At 62.4% G+C, this 25,715-nt stretch carries 21 protein-coding genes; 8 read left to right on the forward strand and 13 right to left on the reverse strand.

The annotated features are described in order from the left end of the window. Positions 1–42: 42 nt before the first annotated feature. Positions 43–1,866 (reverse strand): ABC transporter transmembrane domain-containing protein, encoded by a 1,824-nt coding sequence (locus OVA07_RS05840; RefSeq protein ID WP_268170530.1) that lies wholly within the window; start codon positions 1,864–1,866, stop codon positions 43–45. A gap of 164 nt (positions 1,867–2,030) precedes the next feature. On the opposite strand from OVA07_RS05840, the gene OVA07_RS05845 reads away from it, so the two are divergent. Then, complete coding sequence (locus tag OVA07_RS05845) at positions 2,031–3,287, forward strand: polyhydroxyalkanoate depolymerase (RefSeq protein WP_268172622.1); 1,257 nt, start codon at positions 2,031–2,033, stop codon at positions 3,285–3,287. A gap of 92 nt (positions 3,288–3,379) precedes the next feature. On the opposite strand, the gene OVA07_RS05850 is transcribed toward OVA07_RS05845, so the two are convergent. The 3 genes from OVA07_RS05850 to OVA07_RS05860 all read right to left on the reverse strand — a co-directional run bounded on the left by OVA07_RS05850 (position 3,380) and on the right by OVA07_RS05860 (position 5,439). Further along, the gene (locus OVA07_RS05850) at positions 3,380–3,841 is read right to left on the reverse strand and encodes a MaoC family dehydratase (RefSeq protein WP_268170531.1); all 462 of its coding nucleotides are present in this window, start codon (positions 3,839–3,841) and stop codon (positions 3,380–3,382) included. Positions 3,842–3,923: 82 nt separating this feature from the next. Further along, positions 3,924–5,288, reverse strand: a complete 1,365-nt coding sequence (locus tag OVA07_RS05855) for a putative O-glycosylation ligase, exosortase A system-associated (protein ID WP_268170533.1) — start codon at positions 5,286–5,288, stop codon at positions 3,924–3,926. Continuing rightward, positions 5,281–5,439, reverse strand: a complete 159-nt coding sequence (locus OVA07_RS05860) for a hypothetical protein (protein WP_268170534.1) — start codon at positions 5,437–5,439, stop codon at positions 5,281–5,283. The genes OVA07_RS05855 and OVA07_RS05860 overlap by 8 nt, the downstream gene beginning before the upstream one ends. Before the next feature lie 93 nt (positions 5,440–5,532). Here OVA07_RS05860 and OVA07_RS05865 point away from each other — a divergent pair, with 93 nt between their 5' ends. From OVA07_RS05865 to OVA07_RS05880, 4 genes are all read left to right on the forward strand, one after another. Beyond that, entirely contained in the window at positions 5,533–6,768 is a 1,236-nt protein-coding gene (locus tag OVA07_RS05865) for a TIGR04063 family PEP-CTERM/XrtA system glycosyltransferase (RefSeq protein WP_268170536.1), read from the forward strand. 60 nt (positions 6,769–6,828) lie between these two features. Then, on the forward strand, positions 6,829–8,472 hold the full coding sequence (locus OVA07_RS05870) for a hypothetical protein (RefSeq protein ID WP_268170537.1): 1,644 nt from the start codon (positions 6,829–6,831) through the stop codon (positions 8,470–8,472). A 293-nt stretch (positions 8,473–8,765) separates the two neighbouring features. Next, positions 8,766–13,406 carry a glutamate synthase large subunit gene (gene gltB, locus OVA07_RS05875; RefSeq protein WP_268170538.1) on the forward strand — a complete coding sequence of 1,547 codons (4,641 nt, stop codon included), beginning with the start codon at positions 8,766–8,768 and terminating at the stop codon, positions 13,404–13,406. A 13-nt stretch (positions 13,407–13,419) separates the two neighbouring features. After that, entirely contained in the window at positions 13,420–14,853 is a 1,434-nt protein-coding gene (locus tag OVA07_RS05880) for a glutamate synthase subunit beta (protein ID WP_268170539.1), read from the forward strand. 76 nt (positions 14,854–14,929) lie between these two features. Here OVA07_RS05880 and OVA07_RS05885 read toward each other — a convergent pair whose 3' ends face one another. Further along, complete coding sequence (locus OVA07_RS05885) at positions 14,930–15,280, reverse strand: arsenate reductase (protein ID WP_268170540.1); 351 nt, start codon at positions 15,278–15,280, stop codon at positions 14,930–14,932. Positions 15,281–15,324: 44 nt separating this feature from the next. Continuing rightward, complete coding sequence (locus OVA07_RS05890; RefSeq protein ID WP_268170541.1) at positions 15,325–15,699, reverse strand: antibiotic biosynthesis monooxygenase family protein; 375 nt, start codon at positions 15,697–15,699, stop codon at positions 15,325–15,327. Positions 15,700–15,773: 74 nt separating this feature from the next. Between OVA07_RS05890 and aroC the strand changes: the two genes are divergently transcribed. After that, positions 15,774–16,844, forward strand: a complete 1,071-nt coding sequence (gene aroC, locus OVA07_RS05895) for a chorismate synthase (protein ID WP_268170542.1) — start codon at positions 15,774–15,776, stop codon at positions 16,842–16,844. Between the two features lie 107 nt (positions 16,845–16,951). After that, complete coding sequence (locus OVA07_RS05900) at positions 16,952–18,271, forward strand: dicarboxylate/amino acid:cation symporter (RefSeq protein WP_268170543.1); 1,320 nt, start codon at positions 16,952–16,954, stop codon at positions 18,269–18,271. A gap of 48 nt (positions 18,272–18,319) precedes the next feature. Here OVA07_RS05900 and OVA07_RS05905 read toward each other — a convergent pair whose 3' ends face one another. Genes OVA07_RS05905 through dapB form a run of 3 tightly spaced genes read right to left on the reverse strand, consistent with a single transcriptional unit; the run spans position 18,320 to position 20,158 of the window. Beyond that, positions 18,320–18,733: a DUF6491 family protein gene (locus OVA07_RS05905; protein ID WP_268170544.1), complete on the reverse strand. Its 414-nt coding sequence runs from the start codon at positions 18,731–18,733 to the stop codon at positions 18,320–18,322. After that, positions 18,730–19,428 (reverse strand): endonuclease III, encoded by a 699-nt coding sequence (nth, locus tag OVA07_RS05910; RefSeq protein ID WP_268170545.1) that lies wholly within the window; start codon positions 19,426–19,428, stop codon positions 18,730–18,732. The genes OVA07_RS05905 and nth overlap by 4 nt, the downstream gene beginning before the upstream one ends. Before the next feature lies 1 nt (position 19,429). Continuing rightward, positions 19,430–20,158 carry a 4-hydroxy-tetrahydrodipicolinate reductase gene (gene dapB, locus OVA07_RS05915; protein WP_268170546.1) on the reverse strand — a complete coding sequence of 243 codons (729 nt, stop codon included), beginning with the start codon at positions 20,156–20,158 and terminating at the stop codon, positions 19,430–19,432. A 35-nt stretch (positions 20,159–20,193) separates the two neighbouring features. On the opposite strand from dapB, the gene OVA07_RS05920 reads away from it, so the two are divergent. Further along, positions 20,194–20,907: an NAD-dependent deacylase gene (locus tag OVA07_RS05920; protein WP_268172623.1), complete on the forward strand. Its 714-nt coding sequence runs from the start codon at positions 20,194–20,196 to the stop codon at positions 20,905–20,907. On the opposite strand, the gene OVA07_RS05925 is transcribed toward OVA07_RS05920, so the two are convergent. The 4 genes from OVA07_RS05925 to OVA07_RS05940 form a co-directional block, all read right to left on the reverse strand. Beyond that, the gene (locus OVA07_RS05925) at positions 20,896–21,666 is read right to left on the reverse strand and encodes a HesA/MoeB/ThiF family protein (RefSeq protein WP_268170547.1); all 771 of its coding nucleotides are present in this window, start codon (positions 21,664–21,666) and stop codon (positions 20,896–20,898) included. The genes OVA07_RS05920 and OVA07_RS05925 overlap by 12 nt on opposite strands. Before the next feature lie 120 nt (positions 21,667–21,786). Beyond that, positions 21,787–23,181 carry a chromosomal replication initiator protein DnaA gene (gene dnaA, locus OVA07_RS05930; RefSeq protein WP_268172624.1) on the reverse strand — a complete coding sequence of 465 codons (1,395 nt, stop codon included), beginning with the start codon at positions 23,179–23,181 and terminating at the stop codon, positions 21,787–21,789. Between the two features lie 706 nt (positions 23,182–23,887). After that, positions 23,888–24,148 (reverse strand): 30S ribosomal protein S20, encoded by a 261-nt coding sequence (gene rpsT / locus OVA07_RS05935; protein ID WP_268172625.1) that lies wholly within the window; start codon positions 24,146–24,148, stop codon positions 23,888–23,890. Positions 24,149–24,262: 114 nt separating this feature from the next. Continuing rightward, entirely contained in the window at positions 24,263–25,657 is a 1,395-nt protein-coding gene (locus tag OVA07_RS05940) for a cytochrome P450 (RefSeq protein ID WP_268170548.1), read from the reverse strand. Positions 25,658–25,715 lie beyond the last annotated feature (58 nt).

The following is a 25,715-nucleotide window of genomic DNA, read 5'->3' on the forward strand; positions in this document are numbered from 1 at the left end:
CGGGGTTTGCCGCAGCGCAGCATCAAGTCAAGCGATATGATTTCAGGCGGTAAGGCCTTCAAATTGCAGGCGGGCGAGGCGGGCATAGAGGCCGTCAGCCTCGCTCAGGCTGGTGTGGGTGCCCTGTTCGACGATGCGGCCCCCGTCCATCACCACGATGCGGTCTGCCGCGCGGATGGTGGCAAGGCGGTGGGCGATGACCAGCGTGGTGCGGTCCTTCATCAGCCGGTCCAGCGCTTCCTGCACCAGACGTTCGCTTTCGGCATCCAGTGCGCTGGTGGCTTCGTCCAGCAGCAGGATAGGCGAATTGCGCAGCACCGCACGGGCAATGGCAATGCGCTGGCGCTGGCCGCCCGAAAGGCGCGCGCCATCTTCGCCAAGGAACGTGTCGAGGCCCTGCGGCAGATCGCGCAGGAACTGTTCGGCATTGGCGGCGCGGGCGGCTTCCCAGATGGCATCGTCGCTGGCACCCCAGTTGCCATAGCGCAGATTGTCGCGCGCCGACGCGGCAAACAGGGTGGCGTCCTGCGGCACGAGCGCGCTGCGGGTGCGGATTTCGGCAGGGTCGGCGCTGGTCAGCGGCACACCGTCGATGCGCACGGTGCCGCCGTGGGGATCGTAAAACCGCTGGGCCAGCAGGAACAGGGTGGATTTGCCCGCGCCCGATGGCCCGACGATGGCCACGGTTTCGCCCGGTTCGACGGTGAGCGAAAAATCATCCAGCGCCAGCACTTCGGGGCGGGAGGGATAGCGGAAGGCGACGTTCTGGAACGCGATCTGGCCGCGCGGAGGCACCGGCAGGGCGGTGGGGCGCGCAGGCGGGGCGATGTCGGGTTCTTCGCGCAGAAGTTCGTTCAGGCGTCCGGCAGCACCCGCACCGCGTAAGAGATCTCCATAGACTTCGGACAGAGCGCCCAGCGCGCCTGCCACCAGCCCTGCGGTAATGACGATGGCAAAGATGGTGCCGCCGCTGATGGTGCCTTCGGCCACGCCCACCGCGCCTTCCCACACCAGCATGGTGATGCCGCCGAACACCAACAGGATGACAATGGCAGTCATCACCGCGCGCAGCGATATGCGGCGCAGCGCGGTCTGGAAGGTGGCTTCAACCTTTTCGCCAAAGCGGCCCAGTTCACGGTCTTCCTGCCCGAACGCTTGCACGATCTTCATCGCGCCCAGCACTTCGGACACGATCACGCCGATCCCGGCCACGCGATCCTGGCTGGACCGCGAAACATTGCGCACGCGCCGCCCGAAGAATACGATGGGACCGACCACCAGCGGAATGCCGACCAGCAGGATCGCGGTGAGTTTGGGCGCGAGCCAGAACAGGTAGCCAAGGCCGCCGATGGCGGTGATGGTATTGCGCAGGGCAACCGAAACTGTGGTGCCGACGACCTGTTCGATGACCGCCGTATCCGAGGTCATCCGCGAAGAGATTTCCTTGGGGCTGTTGGTTTCAAAGAACGAGGGAGGCAGGCGCAGGAGGTTGGCCTGCACCTTCAGGCGGATATCGGCAACCACACGTTCGCCCAGCCATGACACGAAATAGAAGCGGCAGGCGGTGCCAACTGCCAGAATCAGCACGATCAGCAGCAGATACTGGAACCAGCGGGCCAGTGCATCGACATCGGCGCCTTGAGCAAAGCCCTTGTCCACGATCAGCCGGAAGCCCGACGGGATGGCCAGCGTGGCCCCCGATGTGACCAGCAGGGCCGCACCGGCCGCACCCACGCGCCCCGGGTACTTCATTGCTTCATGCCAGATCATGCCCAGCGGACCCAGCGAGCGGGCGCGGGGAGCAGGTGCTGCGGCTGGCTGCTCGGCAGCGGCGATCGGGCCGGTCGGCTGGGTTTCCTCGTCCATGCCGCCCGCCTAGCCCATGGCGCAAATCACTGAAAGGGGGCGCCTGAATAAAGCGCGAGTTGGAATGGACCAATTGTTGCGTTGCACAACGCCTAGATTCGCTGCAATCTGTGCCCAACGACTCCCGGTTTGTTGCCGGGCAACAAGCTGAAAAGGTGTTCGCAGTGCTCTATAAGGCTTACGAGATCCAGCGCTCGCTGATGAATGCGGGCAGCGCATGGGCATCCATGATGGCAGATTTCCTGAACGATCCGCGCAATCCGTGGTCCGGTGTTGGTCCCAATCCGACGCTGGCGTCGGCACTTGACGTGTTTGCTCACGCCGCCGCCCCGCGCGGGAAACCGGCTTTCGGCCTCAAGGTCATCCATGTCGATGGCACGGCCCATGCGGTGAAGGAAACCACCGTCATCACCCGCCCGTTCGGTGATTTGAAGATGTTCACCCACGATGGCCTGCCCAAGGACGCGCCCCGCCTGCTGATTGTCGCACCGATGAGCGGGCATTACGCCACGCTGCTGCGCGGCACGGTGGAACGCATGCTGGAACGCTGCGTGGTTTACATCACCGACTGGGCCGATGCCAAATATGTGCCGCTGGCCGAAGGCGTGTTCGATCTGGACGATTACATCGACTACCTTGTCGGCTTTCTTGAACATATCGGCCCCGGCGCGCACGCCATGGCGGTGTGCCAGCCTTCGGTGCCGATGTTTGCCGCAACCGCGATCATGGGGGCCAAGAACCATCCGTGCCGCCCGGTGACGCTGACGATGATGGGCGGTCCCATCGACACGCGCGAAAGCCCGACGGCGGTGAACGATCATGCGATCACCAAGCCGCACGTCTGGTTCAAGCACAACGTCATCACCACCGTTCCGGCCAACTATCCGGGCGAGGGGCGGCGCGTCTATCCCGGCTTTGTCCAGCTTGCCAGCTTCATGTCGATGAACCTGGGCAGCCATATGATGAGCCATTACAAGCTGTTCCAGCACATGATGGCAGGAGCCGAGGAAAGCGCCGACGCGACCAAGGCGTTCTACGAGGAGTATCGCGCGGTCTGCGATCTTCCGGCTGAATTCTATCTGCAGACGGTGGACGTGGTGTTCCAGCGCCATGCCCTGCCAAAGGGCGAACTGGTTCATCGCGGGCAGGCGGTTGATCTTGGTGCGATCACCGACACCGCGATCCTGTGCATCGAGGGCGAGCGTGATGACATTTCCGGCATCGGCCAGACCAAGGCCGCGCTGAAAGTGACGCCCAACCTTCCCGAAGACATGAAGCAATACCTGATGGCCCCTGAAGTGGGCCACTATGGCATCTTCAACGGTTCGCGCTGGCGCACATCCATCGCCCCGGTGGTGGAACAGTGGATCGGCAAGTTCGAAAAGAAGGCCAAGGGCGGCAAGCTGACGGCAGTGGCCTGAGGTTTATGGCGGCCTTTTATCAGGCCGCCATGCCCATCTGCTGGGCTTCGCGCTTCCATGTCGACAGTCAACGAAGACGGAAAGGTGTGTCGCTAGACAAAAAACTGCGACACCCATTCGCATATCAGCGCAGGCTTGTCCTCGCCTTCGATCTCGACAGTGATTTCCATCGTCTGTTGCCACTGGCCAGGGCGTTTTTCGTCCATTTCCAGCAGTTTGAACACGCCGCGCACGCGCTTGCCCACACGCACCGGGGCAAGAAAACGGGTGCGGTTGCCGCCATAGTTGACGCCCATCTTGATGCCTTCTGGGCGCGGACTGTCGGACTCCATGGTAAGCAACGGGATCAGCGACAGGGTAAGGAAACCGTGGGCGATAGGGCCGCCGAACGGGGTGAGCTTTGCCTTTTCGGGATCGACGTGGATGAACTGGAAATCGCCGGTCGCTTCGGCAAATTTGTTTACCCGTTCCTGCGTGATTTCCACCCAGTTGGATGTGCCGACGACCTGACCGACCATTGCCTTGATGTCTTGGGCGGGGATCAGCTTGGTCATGCGGGTGCTCCTGTTCATCTGCCTTGTTAGGCAGGAGAATGACGGGAAGCGCGCCGCTGTGCAAGCGGTGTTAAGCGGGTGATTAAGCGACCACTGGAGCAGCTTTGCCCATGGTTTTGCGAAAAGGTTCCGGCTGGGCTGCGCGCACACGCTTGATATAGGCCCACAGCCCGCATTGCAGCCCTACCAGCATATAGACGAACGGCTGGAACGCGATGCCGACGAAAGTGGAGCCGACCAGATAGATCACCTGCGCCTGTTGCAGCGCTTCGGCCAGCGGGCCGACCCAGCCGAACTGTTCGCTTTCATCCTTGCGATAGCGACGGCGCAGCACTTCCATCTGCCACACGCCCAGAATGTGCAGCGCCAGCCACAACGCCAGGCCGGGATAGCCCTGTTCGCCCAGCATCTCGAAATAGCTGGAGTGATAGGCGCGGCCCTGTTCGACGATGGGCTGATATTCCAGCGCGGCATTGTTATCGCCAGCATAGTCGGCCTTGACCGTGTCGTATTCCAGCCGGTTCTGGCGATAGGCTTCAAACCCCCCGCCAAACGGATGGGTCTTGGCGAATTCGATGGTCCACTTCCACACCGCGATACGGGTTCCGGCGGACTGGTCCGACTGATGGTTGCGGATGGTGCTCATCCGGTCGGTAAATTCGCTGGGCAGCAGGGGAATGGCGATCAGCGCACCCGCGGCCATGATCGACACGATCATCATGCGGCGCTTGGCCGTGCGCAGAATCATGGCTGCCAGCACCACCACGCAGACAAGGCCTGTGCGCGCACCGGTGCCGATTGGCATCAGCGCGCAGGCAAAACACAGCGCCCAGGCAAAGCCCTTTACCCGCCATTCGGGCGGAAACACCGTGCCAAAGCGTGACAGCCACAGCGCCAGCGGGATGACTGCGATGGCCACGGCGGAAATGATCGAACCTTCGTAAAGCCCGGTATTGTCATTCACCAGCAGGCGCAATTCACCATAACCGCCACCGCCCGCTGCAGTCTTTATGCCCCCGCCGATCACGATCACGCCGATGGACAGCACCATGACCAGCGCCAGCGCTTCGATTCGCAGGCGGGTGCGCAAGGTCAGCGGCAGGAACAGCGCGAACAGCAGCGCCTTCCACACCCATGCCCATTTTTGCGCAGCCTCGACCGGGAAATCGGCGGTCTGGGTGGACAAGCCGCAATAGACCAGCAGCGCCAGCAGCAGGAACTGTCGCAGCGATATGCGGATGCCGTTCTTGTCTTCGGCCACAAACCACGAAATGAACGCGCACAGGAACGCGATCAGCGACACCGGAATGTGGCTGAGAATGCCCCACGAAACCTTCTGCGGTGCGACGATATCGATATAGGTATAGGCAAGCACGAACAGGAACGGCCGCCGAAAGCCGACGCCGATGAAGGCGAGCACGAAGCTGAGCAGGAACAGGTCAAGCATCGCCGGTTCCGCTGCCCTCGGCCGATTTGCGGAACAGCGTCTTGCGGCTGGGCAGGGCCGGATCGTCGTCCAGATCTTCACGCCGCACCAGACGCCAGATGGCAATCGCCATCAGCGCATGCGGCAGAAATATGGTCAGTTGGTCGATCATGGTCGGTGCGGCGCGCAGGCTCCCTCAAGGCCGATCTCGCTAACCCATCGAGGTTGACGCGACGTTAAGCCTTGGCGTGGCAGGAAAAGGGGCATGACCCGCATTCTTCACGTTCTCGACCATTCGCTGCCGTTGCACAGTGGCTATACCTTTCGCACCCGCGCGATCCTGAAAGCGCAGGAGGCAATGGGGTGGCATGTGCGCGGCGTGACCGGGCAGCGCCATGCCGCAGGTGGCGAGGATGCCGCCGCCGCCGTGGTGGAAGTCGATGGCCTGATGTTTTACCGCACGTCCGGCACGTCGGCCGGATTGCCGCTGGTGCGCGAATGGTCCGAAGTGGCCGCGCTGGCCGATCGGATTGTCGAAGTTGCGGGCGAATGGCGGCCTGATGTGCTGCATGCCCATTCGCCTGCGCTGTGCGGGCTAGCTGCAGTGCGTGCGGGCAAAAAGCTGGGCATTCCGGTGGTCTATGAAATCCGCGCCTTCTGGGAGGATGCGGCGGTTGGCAACGGCACCGGGCGCGAAGGCAGCGCGAAATACTGGCTGACGCGCGTGCTTGAAAACGACGTGGTCAGGGCAGCGGACCGGGTGGTCACGATCTGCGAAGGATTGCGACAGGACTTGATCGCACGCGGATTTGCACCCGAAAAGCTGTCGATCATGCGCAACGGGGTGGATCTGCAATTGTTTGGCGATCCCCTGCCGCGCGATGTGGCACTGGGGGTTGAACTGGGGCTGGGTGACGGGCCGGTCATCGGCTTTCTGGGCAGCTTTTACCCTTATGAGGGGCTGGACGATCTGATCGCGGCCATGCCTGCGATCGTTGCCGCCGTGCCCGATGCGCGGCTGCTTATGGTGGGCGGTGGCCCTGCCGAGGCGGACTTGCGCGCGCAGGCTGCTGCCTCCCCTGCTGCAGGCGCAATCCGCTTTGTCGGGCGGGTGCCGCATCACGATGTCGACCGCTATTATTCACTGGTTGATGTGGTGTGTTATCCCCGCAAGGGTATGCGCCTGACCGATCTGGTGACCCCGCTTAAGCCGCTGGAAGCGATGGCGCAGGGGACGCTGGTGGCCGCATCGAATGTGGGCGGGCATCGCGAATTGATCCAGAATGGTGTTACCGGCACGCTCTTCCCGCCGGATGATCCGGCGGGCCTTGCTGCTGCAATGTCAGGACTTCTGGCCGATCGCAGCGGATGGCAGGCCCGGCGCGACACCGCTGCGGCCTATGTCCGTGCGCAGCATGACTGGGCTGACAACGTGCGGCATTATGATTCCGTTTACCAAGCCCTGTTACCGATTTCGCAAAGGCCGGTTGCAGCGGCCTGATGATCGGACATTAAGGATCATCAGGTCGCTGCGGCAGGAACAAGACAGGACGAAACGCCCGTGACCGCGACCAAGCGCAAGCCTCAACCGATTACCGCCCATCCGCTGTTTCCGTTCGTGACGGGATTGTGGCTGGCGACCGGTCTCGGCCTTGGCAGCTTTGTCATGGCGCCTGCCCTGCTGGAAGGGCCAGTCGTGGCACTGGGCCTTCCTGCGCTGGTTCCGGCTGCCGCTCCGCCGCTGGGCTTTACCGCTCGTGCGCTGGTGGCGCTTATCATGCTGATCGTCGGCGCAGTTGCGGGTTATGTCATCGGCCGCCGGATTGGTCGACCCAAGGCGGAAGCCCCGGTGCGGATGCGCAATGTGGGTGAAGCCGCAGGGCGGCGTCGTGCCCTTGTTGAAACTGTCGGGATCGAGGCGACTGATGAGGTTGCAGCCGAAATTCCCGAAGTCACGTCGCCGCGCCATTCGATCATGGCCGTTGAAGACCTTGGCGCGCCGCTGGATGCTCCATTCGAAAATGCAGATGCGCAGCTGCACGGGCAGGTATTCAATCCTGCAGCCGATGTGGCTGAATCTGAGCCTGAAGAGGCAGCGCTGATCCTCGACGCCGTGATCGAAGATGCCGATGATGCGCAAACCGTCGAAGCGATGGAACTGGTGGCAGGGCTGCAGCCCTCTGCGGTGACGTCGCCCGTTGCGCCGCCCGTTGCGCCGATTGCTGAGCCGCCCGCTGTTCCGTTCCTGCAGGCCCATGCCGCTACGGCCACGCCGCTGGCCCGTTCGCCACTGGAAAGCCTTGGTCTGGTCCAGTTGGTTGAGCGGTTGGCGCTGGCCCTGTCGGAACGCGCGCGCCGCCACCGCCCTGTGACGTCAGGCCCGGCATCTGCGTCAGAGCCGGAAACGCCTGCGCCACAGGCCGAACCGCTGCCGCGGTTCCAGTCGGGCTTCAGCGCCGGTATCGCTAACCCTGCGGCATTCGTCGCGCCTGCTGCGGTTTCTGCTGCCGATGTTTCAGTGCCGTCTGCGTGGCAGGCAAGTGGTGCTGAAAGAGTTGTTTCGCTGCGTCCGGCGGCGCTGCAGCCTATCGCGCCTGCTGCCTATGGCGATGATGTGCTGGCCGGCGATCAGGACGAAGATATCGATCTTCCTCGTTTCCTGCGCATGCCGGAAGCGCCTGAAGCCGCTGATTTCGATCTGACGGATGAAGCAGACGAAGAGGAAGCGGACGACTTCGACGCTTCTGCCGAAGGACTCCCCGAATCCGAACGGCCTGAACCTGAAGTGGCCGAGCACCGCTATTCCTCGCTGCTGGGCATGGCGTCCACGGGATCGCGCCGTGAACCGCTGCGGATCGAGGATGGTCTTGCGTTAGACGCGGTGGATGGCGATGTCATCGAACCGGTCGTGATGTTTCCGGGCCAGAGCCTCGAAGAAGCACCGAAAGGTGAAGGTTTCGCGCAATCCGCGCGTCCGTTTGACAGCCCTTCGATTGTCCCGGTGGAGGGGTCGCCCCTTGCCGCGCCGGGCAAGGCAGCCCCTTCGGCCCGCATCGATGCGCTGGAAATGCCTGTCATGGATGTAGCCCCGCTGGAAGTGCCGCCCTTGCCAGCGGTTGAAGGCGCGCTGCCTGATGCCGACGAAGCTGACCGTGCGCTGCGCGCTGCGCTTGCCACGTTGCAGCGGATGACTGCACAGGGCTAAACGCTGGCCTTACCACCGCTTCCGACATTGCCTGTCTGTCGCCCCAAAGCTGCTGGACGAGCCTGTCAAAAAGGGTGGGGGTGAGGCATTTTTGCCGCCAAACCCGCGGAAAACCGCACGTTGTGCCGTGTCGCATGCGTATTTTTGGCCGTAACCGCCCGCTTAAGACGTGGTGCGCGGTTGCAAAATAACTTTCCTGCAGTCATGGGGGCACTTCGCGCAATTTTCGTCGCTTTCCCGGCGGCGTGATTCGCGCGCGCTTTCCTTTTTCTGGATGTAGGACGACCTTAAAGATGGGATTTCCGCCGGTTCAGGGCCTGTATGATCCACGTAACGAGCATGACGCCTGTGGCGTGGGTTTTGTCGCCCACATTAAAGGCCAGAAAAGCCATGCCATCGTAGATCAGGCGCTGGAAATTCTGCGCAATCTCGACCATCGCGGTGCGGTGGGCGCTGACCCGCTGCTGGGCGATGGCGCGGGCCTGCTGATCCAGATTCCTGACCAGCTGTTCCGCAAATGGGCTGCTTCGGAAGGCAAGGAACTGCCGCAGCCGGGCGACTATGCGGTTGCCATGTGCTTCATGCCGCAGGACGAAGCCTCGCGCCTGTTCGTGACCGAGTTTTTCGAAAAGTTCATCGCCAAGGAAGGTCAGGAACTGATCGGCTGGCGCGATGTGCCCGTCACGCTCGACGGCCTTGGCAAGACCGTGATCGAATCGATGCCGGTGATCCGCCAGTGCTTCATCAAGCGCGGGCCGAACACACCCGATCAGGATGCGTTCGAACGCAAGCTGCTGGCCATCCGCAAGCAGACCCAGAACCCGCTGGCGGCCATGGCCGAAAAGCACGGGCTGCCGGGCCTGACCCAGCTTTACATGCCCAGCTTCTCGACCCGCACCATTGTTTACAAGGGTCTGCTGCTGGCCAACCAGGTCGGCTCGTTCTACGACGATCTGCGCGATGCGGATTGCACGTCGGCCCTCGGCCTTGTGCACCAGCGCTTTTCGACCAACACCTTCCCAAGCTGGAAGCTGGCGCACCCGTTCCGCTTTGTCGCGCACAATGGCGAAATCAACACCGTTCGCGGCAATGTGAACTGGATGAACGCGCGCCGCCGCACCATGGAATCCGAACTGCTTGGCCCAGATCTGGACAAGATGTGGCCACTGATCCCGCATGGCCAGTCGGACACCGCATGCCTCGACAACGCATTGGAACTGCTGCTGGCGGGCGGTTACAGCCTTGCCCACGCGGTGATGATGCTGGTGCCCGAAGCATGGGCGGGCAACCCGCTGATGTCGCCTTCGCGCCGCGCGTTCTATGAATATCACGCTGCGCTGATGGAGCCGTGGGACGGTCCTGCCGCCGTCGCCTTCACCGATGGTCGCCAGATTGGCGCCACGCTGGACCGCAATGGTCTGCGTCCGGCACGCTTCTCGATCACCCGCGACGATCTGATCTGTATGGCATCGGAAAGCGGCGTTCTGCCGTTCCGCGAAGAAGACATTGTGCGCAAGTGGCGCCTGCAGCCGGGCCGTATGCTCCTGATCGACATGGAGCAGGGCAAGATCATCGAAGACGAAGAGATCAAGGCCCAGCTTGCCGATGCCGAACCTTACGAGGAATGGCTGGAGCAGGCGCAGTACAAGCTGCAGGAACTCGACGTGATCGAGCCTGAACTGGCTGCGCTGCCGGTGGAAACCACCTCGCTGCTCGACCGTCAGCAGGCATTTGGTTACACGCAGGAAGACGTCACCAAGTTCCTTGAACCGATGGCGATCAACGGCGACGATCCGCTGGGGTCGATGGGCACCGACACGCCGATTGCCGTGCTGTCGAGCCGTTCGCGCCTGCTGTACGATTACTTCAAGCAGAACTTCGCCCAGGTCACCAACCCGCCGATCGACCCGATCCGTGAAGAACTGGTCATGTCGCTGGTGTCGATGATCGGCCCGCGTCCGAACTTGCTGGGCCGCGATGCCGGCAGCCACAAGCGCCTGGAAGTCGATCAGCCGATCCTGACCAACGAAGACGTGGCCAAGATCCGCTCGGTCGAAGCGGCGCTGGACGGAGCATTCCGCACCGGCACCATTGATACCACTTGGGATGCCAGCGCCGGGGCCGAAGGCCTTGAAATGGCGATCAAGGAAATGTGCTGGGCGGCGACCGAAGCGGTGCTGGCCGACAAGAACATCCTGATCCTGTCGGACCGCGCGCAGAATGCGGACCGCATCCCTATGCCGGCGCTACTGGCGACGGCGGCGGTGCATCATCACCTTGTCCGTCAGGGCCTGCGTATGCAGACCGGCCTTGTCGTGGAAACCGGCGAAGCGCGCGAAGTGCATCACTTCTGCGCTCTGGCAGGCTATGGCGCCGAAGCGGTCAACCCCTATCTGGCGCTTGAAACGCTGGAAGCGATCCGCGTTGAAAAGGAACTTCCGCTCACCGCCAAGGAGGTGAAGAAGAACTACATCAAGGCGATCGGCAAGGGCATCCTGAAGGTCATGTCCAAGATGGGCATCTCGACCTACCAGTCCTATTGCGGCGCGCAGATCTTTGATGCGGTTGGCCTGTCCAGCGCGTTCGTCGATGCCTATTTCACCGGCACGGCGACCACCATTGAAGGCGTCGGCCTTAAGGAAATCGCCGAAGAAACCGTGCGCCGTCACGCCACGGCCTATGGCGACAACCCGATCTACCGCAAGATGCTCGACGTGGGTGGCATGTATCAGCTTCGCCTGCGCGGCGAAGAGCATGCATGGACCGCATCGAACATTGCCAACCTGCAGCACGCGGTGCGGGGCAACACGCCTGAAAAGTATCGTGAATTCGCAGAGTCGATCAACGACCAGTCGGAACGGATGCTGACCATCCGCGGGCTGATGGAACTGAAGAAGGCCGATCAGGCTATCGACATTTCCGAAGTCGAACCCGCCAGCGAAATCGTCAAGCGTTTCGCTACCGGCGCGATGAGCTATGGCTCGATCTCGTGGGAAGCGCACACTACGCTGGCCGTGGCGATGAACCGCATCGGCGGCAAGTCGAACACCGGCGAAGGTGGCGAAGACCCCGCGCGCTTCAAACCGATGGCCAATGGCGATTCGATGCGTTCGGCGATCAAGCAGGTGGCATCGGGCCGCTTTGGCGTGACCGCGGAATACCTCGTCAATGCCGACGACGTGCAGATCAAGATGGCGCAGGGCGCAAAGCCCGGCGAAGGCGGTCAGCTTCCCGGTGACAAGGTCGACAAGACCATCGGCAAGACCCGCCACTCGACGCCGGGCGTAGGTTTGATCTCGCCGCCGCCGCACCACGACATCTACTCGATCGAAGATCTCGCGCAGCTCATTCACGATCTCAAGAACGTGAACACTGGCGCGCGCATCTCGGTCAAGCTGGTGTCCGAAGTGGGCGTGGGCACCGTGGCTGCGGGCGTTTCCAAGGCGCGCGCGGATCACGTCACAATCTCCGGCTATGAAGGCGGCACCGGCGCATCGCCGCTGACGTCGCTGACGCACGCGGGCAGCCCGTGGGAAATCGGCCTTGCCGAAACCCAGCAGACCCTGCTGCTCAACAATCTGCGCAGCCGCATCTGCGTGCAGGCCGACGGTGGCCTGCGCACAGGCCGCGACGTGGCCGTGGCGGCGCTGTTGGGTGCAGACGAGTTCGGCTTTGCCACTGCGCCGCTGATCGCCGCAGGCTGCATCATGATGCGCAAGTGCCATCTGAACACCTGCCCGGTTGGCGTTGCCACGCAGGACCCGGTGCTGCGCGCGCGCTTCACCGGCCAGCCTGAGCACGTCATCAACTATTTCTTCTTCGTTGCCGAAGAACTGCGCGCGATCATGGCCGAAATGGGCTTCCGCACGGTTGCCGAAATGGTTGGCCGTGTGGACCGTCTCGACACGAACAAGGCGATCCACCACTGGAAGGCGCAGGGCGTCGACCTGTCGAAGCTGCTGCACAAGGTTGAACCGGTTGCCGGTACGACCTTGAACTGGAGCGGGACGCAGGATCACGGCCTTGAAGCCGCGCTCGACAACGATCTGATCGCCGCCAGCGCTGCTGCGCTGGAAAGTGGGCAGGCCGTCCGGCTTGAGCGCACGGTCATCAACGTCAACCGCACGGTCGGCGCGATGCTTTCTGGCGAAGTGGCCAAGAAGTATGGCCACAAGGGGCTGGCGGACAACACCATCCACGTTTCGTTCAAGGGCGTAGCCGGGCAGTCGTTCGGCGCATTCCTTGCACACGGTGTCACGCTTGATCTGGTGGGCGATGCCAACGATTATGTCGGCAAGGGCCTTTCGGGCGGCCGCGTGATCGTGCGTCCTCCGGCGCATGTCGAACGCGATCCTTCGGAAAACATCATCGTCGGCAACACCGTGCTGTACGGCGCGATTGCGGGTGAAGCCTACTTCAACGGCGTTGGCGGTGAACGCTTTGCCGTCCGCAATTCGGGCGCCATCGCAGTGGTCGAAGGCACCGGTGACCATGGCTGCGAATATATGACCGGTGGCGTGGTTGCGGTGCTGGGCAAGACCGGCCGCAACTTTGCCGCGGGCATGTCGGGCGGTGTGGCCTATGTCTATGACGTGGACGGCAACTTTGCCGATCTGGTCAACGGCGCGATGGTCGATCTCATCCCGGTTTCGGCAGAGCGCGACGAAGAGGACGGTTCGGGTCGGCCGCAGCAGCGCGGCGTGGATGTGCATGACTACGGCATGGGCGACATGCTGCGTCATGATGCAGACCGTCTGCGCGTGCTGGTGGAACGTCACCATCTTTACACCGGCAGCAAGCGCGCCCGCGACATTCTCGACAATTGGGCAGAAGCCCTGCCGAAGTTCGTCAAGGTCATGCCGCGCGATTATGCGCGCGCGCTCCGCCAGATGGAGGCCGAGCGCCTCGCAGCCGCTTCGGTCGCGGCGGAATAAGGGTTAGATTACAATGGGCAAGGCAACCGGCTTTCTCGAAATCGACCGCAAGGACCGCACTTACGATGCGCCTGCGGAACGTCTGAAGCACTATCGCGAGTTCGTGATTCCGCACGACGATGCTGGCCTGAAAGGGCAGGCCTCGCGTTGCATGAACTGCGGCATTCCGTACTGCCATAACGGCTGTCCGGTGAACAACCAGATCCCCGACTGGAACCACCTGGTCTATGAAGGTGACTGGCGCGATGCGCTAACCAACCTGCATTCGACCAACAATTTCCCCGAATTCACCGGCCGCATCTGCCCCGCCCCGTGCGAGGCAGCGTGCACGCTGAACATCGTGGACCAGCCGGTCACCATCAAGTCGATCGAATGCGCCATCGTCGATCGCGGATGGAAGGAAGGCTGGATCGAACCGCAGGTGCCTGCGAAAAAGACCGGCAAGTCGGTTGCGGTGATCGGTTCGGGGCCGGCAGGCCTTGCCTGCGCCCAGCAGCTTGCGCGCGCTGGCCATTCGGTGACCGTGTTCGAAAAGAACGATCGCGTCGGCGGGCTGCTGCGTTATGGCATTCCCGACTTCAAGATGGAAAAGCAGCTCATCAACCGCCGCGCGTTGCAGATGGAAGCCGAAGGCGTCCAGTTCCGCACCAGCGTCGAAGTGGGCGTGACGGTTTCCTTCGCGTCGCTGCAGGAAAACTTTGACGCCGTGGTGCTTTCGGGCGGTGCCGAAGACCCGCGCGGCCTTGGCATTCCCGGCGCGGAACTGCCCAGCGTCCGCATGGCGATGGAATTCCTGACCCAGCAGAACAAGCGCAATGCAGGCGACGATGAAATGCGCGCTGCCCCGCGTGGCTCGCTGCTCGCCACGGGCAAGCACGTTGTCGTGATCGGCGGCGGCGATACCGGTTCGGACTGCGTGGGCACATCCAACCGTCAGGGCGCGGCTTCGGTGACCCAGCTTGAAATCATGCCGCGTCCGCCTGAAAAGGAAGACAAGGCGCTGTCGTGGCCGAACTGGCCGCTCAAGCTGCGCACGTCATCCAGCCACGAAGAAGGCGTTGCGCGCGAATTTGCCGTGCTGACCAAGCGTGTTGCCGGTGAAAACGACGTGACCGGCCTTGAATGCGTCCGCATCGAATGGGTCGATGGCAAGATGCAGGAAGTGCCCGGTAGCGAATTCACGCTCAAGGCTGACCTGATCCTGCTCGCCATGGGCTTTGTCGGCCCGCGCAAGCAGGGCCTGCTGGAACAGTCGGGCGTCGATCTTGACCCGCGCGGCAACGTGAAGGGCAATGTTGCCGACTATAAGACCAGCGTCGAAAACGTCTTCGCCTGTGGCGATATGCGTCGCGGGCAGAGCCTTGTCGTCTGGGCGATCCGCGAAGGCCGCCAGTGCGCGCGCTCGGTCGATCAAGCGCTGATGGGTGTCAGCGAGCTGCCGCGCTGACGTTCACAGGCATGGCCGAATAGCAAAAAGGGCGTCCCTTCGGGGCGCCCTTTCTGTTTGAAAGCAATGCTTTATTCTAGCCACCCAATAGCGCCGCGCTCCAAGCAGGCTCGTTGAAGCCGACCAGCAGGCCGCCATCATGTTCGCCAATAGGGCGCTTGATGAGAGAAGGCTGTGCCACCATCAACGCGATTGCGCTGGTCGTGTCGAGATTAGCTTTGGCTTGGTCGGGCAGTTTGCGGAAGGTGGTGCCGGCCTTGTTCAGCACTTTGTCCAGCCCGGCCTTTTCGATCCAGCCCGCCAGTTTTGATGCGTCTGCACCCAGCTTCTTGTAGTCATGAAATGTGTATTCGATCCTGTTGGCATCCAGCCAAACGCGCGTGCGCTTGACCGTATCGCAATTGGGTATTCCATAAACTGTCAGCATGGCCGCCTCATGAAGCAATATAATTCAAAGAAATAAGTAGCGCCTCAGGTGCCTGCCCGGCTTGCGGCGGATGGTGCCCCAGGTGATGATGTGGCTGTATTGTCCGTTTCACCGGAGACGCGCGTGAAGTGGTGAATGCGCGAAGGCGTGCCTGCGAGCAGGGAGTAGCTTTCGTAGTAGAGGTCACGGCCCTTGCCCTGCACTGCGGCATGGTCTGCCACGCGCCGCCATGCCAGCGCAGCGGCTTCGTCAGCCCATTCCGACAGGGCCACAACCTCGCCATCGTCGGCGGTATAGCTTTTGAAGCTGAGGAAGCCGGGTTGGGTGCGGGCCAGCGCATCCATGCGCGCAGCATCAGCTGCATAGGCGACGGCGTCAATATCGGCGCGCTTGCGGTTGCGGAAGACAACGAGATACATGGTCCGGTTGATAGCTTGCCTCACCTCGCGCCGAAAGGTGGACTTTTTTGTCTCATTAAGACATGGGCGGGGGCATGAGCCTGAACAGCTTCGGACACATGTTCCGTTTCACCACTTGGGGCGAAAGCCATGGTCCTGCGCTGGGCGCGGTGGTTGATGGGTGCCCGCCGGGTCTGCCCATCAGCGAAGCAGACATTCAGCCGTTCCTCGATGCGCGCCGCCCCGGCCAGTCGCGCTTTACCACGCAGCGGCAGGAACCCGATCAGGTGAAGATCCTGTCGGGCGTGTTCGAAGGCCGCACCACCGGCACCCCGATCAGCCTGATGATCGAGAATGTCGATCAGCGGTCAAAGGATTATGGCGATGTGGCCAAGGCCTATCGCCCCGGTCATGCCGACTATGCCTATGACGCCAAATACGGCTTCCGCGATTATCGCGGTGGAGGCCGGTCCAGCGCGCGCGAAACTGCCGCGCGGGTGGCGGCAGGCGGCGTGGCGCGGCTTGTCATCCCCGAAGTGACCATTCTGGGCTGGGTGAGTGCCATTGGCGGCGATGCCATCGACATGGCCAATTTTGACGCGACAGAGATTGGCCGCAACCCGTTCTTCTGCCCCGATGCGCAGGCGGCTGCCCGCTGGGAAAAGCTGGTAGACGAAGCGCGCAAGGCGGGATCGTCGCTGGGCGCAGTGGTGGAATGCGTGGCCACGGGCGTTCCCGCAGGCTGGGGCGCGCCGCTTTATGCCAAGCTGGATGCCGAACTTGCCCATGCGATGATGGGCATCAACGCGGTGAAGGGCGTGGAAATTGGCGATGGCTTTGCCGCTGCTGCCAATACCGGCGAAGGCAACGCCGATCCCATGCGGCCCGGGAACGATGGTCCGATCTTCACTGCCAACCACGCCGGCGGCATTGCGGGCGGCATTTCCACCGGCCAGCCGGTCAGCGTGCGCGTGGCGTTTAAGCCTACCTCGTCGATCCTGACGCCGATGCCCACGATCACGCGCGAGGGCGAGGCGACCGAACTGTTGACCAAGGGCCGCCATGACCCCTGCGTGGGCATTCGCGGCGTGCCCGTGGTCGAAGCGATGATGGCGCTGGTTCTGGCCGATCAGAAACTGCTGCATCGTGGGCAGTGTGGGGCGTAATCGGACGGATAACCGTTCGTCCGGGCACAAAGGCGGCGCAGCCCCTCTTGGGTTTCGCGTGAAAGGTCGTTAGTCTCTTCCGCAACAATCTTGCGGGAGCATCTGACTTGGCACGGCGCCTGACCTACTTCATCCTGATCGGCATGGTGCTGGGCATCCTTGTCGGATACGCGCTTAACGTGTCCTATCCCAAAGGCGATGCCACACTGGCGTCCGTGGCCGACACGCTGAAGCTGCTGCCTGACGTTTTCCTGCGGCTTATCAAGATGATCGTCGCGCCGCTGGTGCTGGCCACCATCGTCACCGGCATTGCCAGTATGGGCGACAGTGCAGCGCTGGGGCGCATTGGCGGGCGATCGCTGGCGTGGTTCGTCACCTTCAGCTTCGTATCAATCAGCCTTGGTCTGGTGCTGGTCAACCTGCTGAAGCCCGGCGTGGGGCTGGAACTGACGCCGACGGGCGATCTGGGTGAACTTGCCACCGGCGATTTCACCTTCCGCCACTTCGTGCTGTCGGTGTTCCCGGCCAGCCCGATCGAAGCGATGGCCAAGAACGACATCCTGCAGGTTCTGGTGTTCTCGCTGTTTGCCGGGATCGCCCTGTCTGCCGTGGGTGAAAAGGGCGCGCCACTGGTGCGCGGGGCCGAGGCGCTGGCGCAAGTCATGCTGACGGTCACCGGCTACGTCATGCGCTTTGCCCCGTTTGCGGTGTTCGGCGCTATTTCGTCGGTCATCGCGGTGCGCGGGCTTGGCATTATCGTGACTTATGGCAAGCTGGTCGGGTCGTTCTACCTTGCCATGCTGATCTTGTGGTGCGTGCTGATCGCGGCGGGCGGGCTGTTCCTGGGGGGACGAGTGTTCACGCTGGTTCGCTATATCCGCGAGCCGCTGCTGCTGGCCTATTCCACCGCCAGTTCCGAAGCCGCGCTGCCCAAGCTGTTCGAACAGCTTGACCGGTTTGGCGTACCACGCCGCATTTCCGGCTTCGTGCTGCCGCTGGGCTACAGCTTCAACCTTGACGGGTCGATGATCTATACCAGTTTTGCTGCCCTGTTCATCGCGCAGGCTTATGGCATCGACTTGCCGATCAGCGCGCAGATCGTGATGCTGCTGACGCTGATGGTCACGTCAAAGGGCATTGCCGGGGTGCCGCGCGCCAGCCTGGTGGTGATCGCGGCTACGCTCAACCAGTTCGGCCTGCCGGTGGAAGGCATTGCGCTGGTGCTGGGCGTCGATCACTTCCTCGATATGGGGCGCAGCGCCACCAATGTTGTCGGTAATGCGGTGGCCACCTCGGTCGTCACCAAATGGGAAGGCATGTTGCAACCGCCACTGGACCCGGACGCCGAACCGCTGCACGCACCATCGCACACGGCGGCGGATGGCCGGGCAGGGTTGAATCTTGATCCGGTCAACTTCGAGAGTTGATCTTACCCTTTGTCATTCCCGCCTGCGCGGGAATGACAACTGTCGAGACTACTTTGCCGTTTTGGTCGGGGCCAGTTCAATCGGGGTGAAGCTGCCTAATCCGCATGATCCGCGATTGATCGGCCCGCCGTTGGTGACGATCACCGTGATGATGTCCACGTTGCAAAGCTGGGTCTGCGACGTGGCATAGGAAAACGCGCGTTCGAAGCCCAGGCCATTGCAGCGGCGGGGCAGGGTGTTACGATACCAGCGGTTGGCGCCGGTGCGGAAATCGATGGTCCAGTCGTCGCGCACCACGCTTTCGCGGATGGTGGCAAGTGGCACGCAATTGACCGCTTCGCCCACCACTTTGGCGGCAGGAACATCGCTGCGGCGGCCATCGTTGCCCTTACGCTCTTGCGCGGCGCATCCGGCCAGCGCCAGCGATGCGATAATGCACAGGGTCGGAGTCATGCGCTTCATGCCTTGCTCTCCTTCTTGCGGGTCGCCGGCTTCTTTGCTTCCGTTGCCGGTTTCGCCCCCTTTTCCAGAACCTTGGCCTTGAACGCGCAAAGGTCAACCACCGGGCAGTGCCAGCATTCGGGCGTGCGCGCCTTGCAGATATAGCGCCCGTGCAGAATGAGCCAGTGATGCGCGCCCACCCGGAAGGGCTGGGGGACTTTCTTCTCCAGTCCCCTTTCAACGGCCAGCGGCGTCTTCCCCTTCGCCATGCCGGTGCGATTGCCGACGCGGAAGATATGGGTGTCCACGGCAAAGGTTTCCGCGCCGAACGCGCAGTTCATCACCACGTTGGCGGTCTTGCGGCCCACGCCCGGCAACAGGGTCAGCGCATCACGATCGGCCGGAACCTCGCCCCCATGCTCACGCACCAGGATTTCGGCCATGGCCATCACGTTCCTGGCTTTGGAATTGAACAGGCCGATGGTCTTGATGTGCTCTTTCAAGCCCTCTTCGCCCAGATCGATCATGTCCTGCGGGGTTTTGACGAAGGCAAACAGCTTGCGCGTGGCCTTGTTCACGCCCACGTCGGTCGCCTGTGCCGACAGCGTGACCGCCACCAGCAACTGATAGACATTGCCGAATTCCAGTTCCGTTTCGGGCGAGGGGTTAGCCTCTGCCAGACGGCGGAAGAATTCGAAAACGTCGGCAACCTTCATATCACAGGCCGAGCACTTCGGGCATGGTGTAACGGCCCGGTGCCTTGTCCAGCAGCCATTCGGCAGCGCGGATCGCCCCCTTGGCAAAGATGCCACGGTTTTCGGCCAGATGGGAAAAGGTCAGCCGTTCATTGTCGGCCAGGAAATGCACCGAATGGTCGCCCGCAACGCTGCCCCCGCGCAATGCGGCAAAGCCGATGGTGCCAGCCTGACGCGCGCCGGTAATGCCATCACGTCCGCGTACCGCTTCATCGGCCAGATCAACCCCGCGCCCCTTGGCCGCCGCTTCGCCAAGCAGCAGCGCGGTGCCCGATGGCGCGTCCACCTTCATGCGGTGGTGGGTTTCGACAATCTCGATGTCCCAGTCATCGCCCAGCCGCGCGGCGGCTTCGCGCACCAGATGGGACAGCAGGGTGACGCCCAGCGAGGTATTGCCGGTTTGCAGCACGGGGATGCTGACCATTGCCGCGTCGATCAGCCAGTGGTGGCGCTCTTCCAGACCAGTGGTGCCGATCACGATGGGCTTGCCCGCCGAAATCGCGGCATCAAGGTTGAATTCCAGCGCGGCGGGGGCGGAAAAATCGACCAGCACGTCGCTTACCTGTGCCAGTGCCAGCACATCGCCACCCTTGTCGATCCCGCCGGCATAGTCGTGCCCTGCCGCAGCTACCGCTGCCTGCAATGCGTTGCCCATGCGTCCTGCGCTGCCGATAATTCCGATTCTTGCCATTGCCTGTCCCTTTACCGGCGTGCTTCATGGTCGGGATGAGACGCCCACGCAATATCGTCATTCTTACCGGTGCGGGAATTTCCGCCGAATCCGGCATCGACACCTTTCGCGGGGCGGGCGGCCTGTGGGAGAATCACCGGGTGGAGGATGTTGCAACGCCCGATGCCTTCGCCCGCGATCCCGAACTGGTGCTGCGCTTCTATGACATGCGGCGCGAAGCGATCCAGACGCGCGAACCCAATGCCGCGCATATTGCGCTGGCACGTCTGGACCGGGAATGGGCCGCGCGCAGTGGCGGCGGCGAAGTGCTGATCGTCACGCAGAACGTGGACGACCTGCACGAACGCGGCGGCGCGCTGAATGTCTTGCACATGCATGGCGAACACCTGAGCGTGTGGTGCGGGGCTTGTGATGAACGGCACCGCTGGGTCGGGGCACTGCTGCACCGCCCGCCATGCCCTGCTTGTGGCGAAGCGGCACTGCGGCCTGATATCGTGTGGTTTGGCGAAGTGCCCTATCGCATGGACGATATCTATCAGGCGCTGGCGGCGGCGGACCTGTTCGTGTCGATTGGCACGTCGGGCGCGGTCTATCCGGCGGCGGGATTCGTGCGCACCGCGCGCGAACTGGGACTACAGACGCTGGAGCTGAATCTTGAGCGTTCCCAAGGCTCTGCCTGGTTCGAGGAAACCCGGCTTGGCCCGGCGACACAGATCGTGCCTGAATGGGTGGAAGAATTATTGCGCTAAATTGTTGCAGCCCCGGCATTCCGGGTCTTTGGCGATGCGCATGGTGCGCAGGCCGGGCTTCAATCCGTCGAACACATGCAACTGGCCCCATTGCGGGTCGCCCAGCGTGCTGACACCCTCCAGCAGCACGCGCAGTGCGGCCATGGCGCCAAACGCGCCCATGGTGCCTACCATGGCCCCCAGCACGCCCTGATCGGCGCAAGTGTCGCAATCTTCGGCGTCGAAAGCATCGCCCACAAAACAGCGATAACAGGCGTGTCCGGGGCGGTGTCCGGCGAAATTTGCCACTTGTCCCTGAAAGCGACCTAAAGCGACACTAACGACCGCGACCCCGGTCTGGACGGCTGCGTCCGACACCGCAAGGCGCGTGGCGAAGTTGTCGCATCCGTCCAGCACCAGATCGGCCCCGGCGATCAGCGCGGCGGCATTGTCCTGCCCGATGCGGATGACATGCGCGTCGACTTCCAGCAGCGGATCGAAGCGCGCCACCCATGCCGCTGCGGCCTCCGCCTTGGGCGTGCCGATGTCCGCTTCGGTATAGATGGTCTGGCGTTGCAGGTTTGATGCTTCGACCACATCGTCGTCGATCAGCGTCAGTTTGCCGACGCCAGCGCCCGCCAGATATTGCAGCGCGGGAGATCCTACGCCGCCCATGCCAACCAGCACCACATGGGCCGCCGCCAGCTTTGCTTGCCCCACCGCGCCAACTTCGGGAAGGACGATGTGGCGGGCAAAGCGGTTGAGGCGGTCAGGAGTCATGGGCGCTGGAGTCATGTAGGGCATCTAGATGCAAAATGCTCCGAAGGCGAGATGGCTCACCTTCGGGGCATGTTTGTGCATAAGTCCGGCAAAACCGGGCATATCCGGTGGACAGGCTGTTCAGTCTTCCAGTTGGCGCAGCAGGGTGCGCACATCGCCGTCCATGTCGGCATCGCGGGTGCGCAGTTCTTCGATCAGGCGGACGGCGTGGATCACGGTGGAGTGATCGCGCCCGCCGAACTTGCGGCCGATTTCGGGGTAGGAGCGGGGCGTCAGCACTTTGGCCAGATACATCGCCACCTGACGCGGGCGGACGACCGCGCGGGCGCGGCGCTTGCTGGCCATTTCGGTGCGGTCGACGCGGTAGAACTGGCAGACCGTGCGCTGGATTTCATCGATGGTGATGCGGCGACGGTTGGCCGAGAGGATATCGGTAAGCTGTTCTTCGGCCAGTTGCAGCGACACCGGCTGACCGGTGAGCTGGGCATAGGCGATCAGCTTGTTCAGGCCGCCGACCAGTTCGCGCACGTTGCGGTTGATCGTGCGGGCAAGGAATTCGACCACATCAGCGGGAACCTGCGTGTTGCCGAAACGGGCAAGGCGATGTTCGAGGATCTTGCGGCGCAGTTCGATGTCGGCAGGCTGGATATCGGCGACAAGGCCCATCGACAGGCGCGAAAGCAGGCGCTGTTCAACGCCATCCAGTGCCTGCGGGGCACGGTCAGCGGCAACGACAAGACGCTTGCCCGCGCTCATCAGCGCATCGATTGTGTGCAGGAATTCTTCCTGCGTGCTGGCCTTGCCAATGATGAACTGGATGTCATCGACCAGCAGCATGTCGAACCCGCGCAGGCGCGCCTTGAATTCGATCATCTCGTTCGAGCGCATGGCCTGAACGAATTCGATCATGAAGCGTTCGGCCGAGCAGTAGAAGATGCGCGCGCCGGGCTTGTTGGCGGCAAAGGCGTGGCCGATGGCGTGCAACAGGTGGGTCTTGCCCTGACCGGTCGAGCCTTTGAGGTAGAGCGGCGAGAACTGCGGCGATTCGAGCGCCGCCATGCGCTGTGCCGCGTTGACCGCCAGCACATTGGCCGAACCCGACACGAATTCGGCAAAGGTCAGCGAAGGGTCGAGGCCCGACAGCGCCGAATCCGCCATGACCGGCGCCGATGCCATGTGGGCTGGAACCCGTGCAGGCACCGCAGCTTCGCCGCCTACGCGCAGATCAGGCATGGAACGACGGCGCGGATGCACGGTGATGCGCACCTGACGCACTTCGGAGCGAGCGATCTTCCATGCAAGGCTGAGGCGATCGGCAAAGCGATCAGCGACCCAGTTGGCCGAAAATTCGGTGGGCAGGAACAGGTCGAGCGTACCGGTTTCCTTGCAGAACGAGCCGAGCTGAATCGGTTTGATCCACTGGGCATGTAGCTGCGAGCCGAGGTCTTTCTTCAAACCCTGGCTGATGTCGGCCCAGTCTGCTGCCAGATCCAGCGCTTCCTGGTCCTCTATCATGGTCGTGTCTCGCCCTTTCCGGCCTGTGGTATTGCGGTCATCGGCCTGCGTCCCGGTGTGCGCTTGTGCTGCCTGAACCGGACTTACCTGAACTGAACCTGCCTGTGCTGGTGAACGCAGGAGAGCGGAAGTGTTCCCGCGCACGTCGGAAGCTTCACCCGCAGGCTGATACATTGCAGAATCGCTGGTTGAACCAGTGCCAAAATTTTCAATCTTCACGCGGCGCTGCCCCGACTGCCCAACCTGCGCGCGCTGGATAGCGCGCAGACAAAAACCCCGTCCGGCCAAGCTGGTTGCGTGGCCGGTCCTGTCCAAATCAATTTCCGTGACGACAGGCGACAGTGATTCCCGCTGCCTGTTCGCTCTGTCTATTTGCCCACAGGCCCCTTGCGCAAGCGGGGTGGCAGCAAAAAAACTGAAATAAATGCTCTTGACTCGCCAAGGCCCGCAGGAATTCATCAAGATATTGAAAAGAAATGATTTTTACTTATCGGCGATGCGAATCGCGTAGTTTCCGTGACTTGCTGCGACTGCACAATGTCACAATCGCGCCAAAGTCCTTACGAACTGGCGCGTCTGTGCAATAAAGATGCAGCAGAAACGAAAATGGCCGGCGAAAGCACCGCCGGCCATTTTCGTGATTTTGCCCTGATCGATCCGTAGAACCACTCAATCAAGAGCGGCCCAGCCGAATCGGGTCAGCGAATCAAAGCGCAGCAACGCGCTTCGACAGGCGCGACATTTTGCGCGCGACAGTGTTTTTGTGGAGCACGCCACGGGCAACGCCACGAGCCAGTTCAGGCTGTGCAGCCTTGAGCGCTTCGGCAGCTTCCGTCTTGTCGCCACCGGCCAGTGCGGATTCGACCTTCTTGACGAAAGTGCGGATGCGCGAAAGGCGGTTGCCGTTGATTGCGGCGCGAGTTTCGTTGCGGCGGATGCGCTTGCGGGCTTGCGGCGTGTTGGCCATGGTTTCCTGTTTCTCGTCCTCTGGCGGGCCGACATAACGGACCGCATGAAATCTCATCAGATGGCAGAATATACCACCGGAAAGCGGCGCCCTTAACGACCGGGCGGCGAATCGTCAACAGATTCGGCGCATCTCGACACGAAGACCGTCGCGCGGTTTGGGAATGGGCCAAGCCTGCCATCCAGATGACTGGCCGGGCTGCAGAACCACTTCATACCGTGTCAGGATATGACTGACCAGCAGCTTTACCTGCATATAGGCAAAGTGCAGCCCAAGACACATGTGCGCGCCGCCGCCAAAGGGCGCCCAGGCATATTTGTGGCGCGCGGCGACCTGATCTGATGTGAAGCGCAGCGGATCGAATCGGTCAGGATCGGGCCAGTGCGCCGGATCGGCATGAACGGCGGCGGGACTGATGCCGACAGGCGTGCCTGCCGGAATGCGATAGCCGCCAAAGGTGAAATCGCGCAAAGCCCGGCGCGGCATGTTGGGCACCGGCGGCATGAAGCGCAGCGCTTCCTTGAAGGCCATTTCGGTTAGTTCCATCCGACCGAGGTCTTCATAGGCAAGCGGCAGGCCATCGCCCCCGGTCACGGCGCGGGCTTCGGCACGCAGGCGATCCTGCCAGCCGGGATTTTCCGCCAGTTGCCAGAACAGCACCGTGGCCGAACTGGTGATGGTGTCGTGTGCCGCCATCATCAGGAAGATCATGTGATCGACCACCACGTCTTCGGGCAAGAGCGAACCGTCATCACGAGTGGCGAGCGCAAACTGGCTGAACATATCCTGCCCCGGATGGGCGCGGCGTTCGCGCACCAGCCTGCCGAAATAATCGACCATTAACCGGCGTCCGGCAACGCCCTTGCCCATCTTGGTGAAAGGCAGCGGGCGGCGCACAACCCCGACCGAGGCCTGCACCATATCGACAAACGCCTTGTTCAGCGCGTCCGCCTCTGGCCCTAGGGGCAGGCCGAGGAAGCTGGCGGCGGCAGTGTCTAGGGTCAGCGCCTTGATCGCGTCGTAAAAGCGCATGGGACCGCCCCAGCGGTCAACCGCAGTGGCGATGCCGGTGTTGAGCACGTTGCAATAGGCGCGCATCGGTTCGGGCTTGAACGCGATCGACAGGGCACGGCGATCAATCCGGTGCGCGTCGAAATCCATCAGCATCAGCCCGCGCGGGAACAGCAGGTTCAGCACCGGACCCCAGCCCTGTTCGTTGGAGAACAGCTTGTCCCGGTCGAATAGCACCAGTTCGTTGGCATCCGCGCCAATCAGGTTCACCCCGCGCCGCCCGAAGCTGCGCGTGCGGAACACCGGACCATAAGTTTCGACCATGCGCCGCTGGAAGCCCAAGGGATCGGCCAGTTGCATCATCGTGGTGCCCAGCACAGGCCAGCCATCTTCGCCGGGAATGTGATCCAGCTTGTGATCGCCGCCAAGGCGAACCCAGTGCGGATTCGCGCCCTCGGTGTGCAGATCGGCTTTCAGATCGGGCGCGATACTGGCCATGATGTCTCCCGGCATTGTGATTTAACCGGGCAATTAACACGCTTGTCAGCAGAGGCCA

Origin of the sequence: Novosphingobium sp. SL115, from assembly GCF_026672515.1 — a bacterium.
Taxonomy (GTDB): Bacteria; Pseudomonadota; Alphaproteobacteria; order Sphingomonadales; family Sphingomonadaceae; genus Novosphingobium.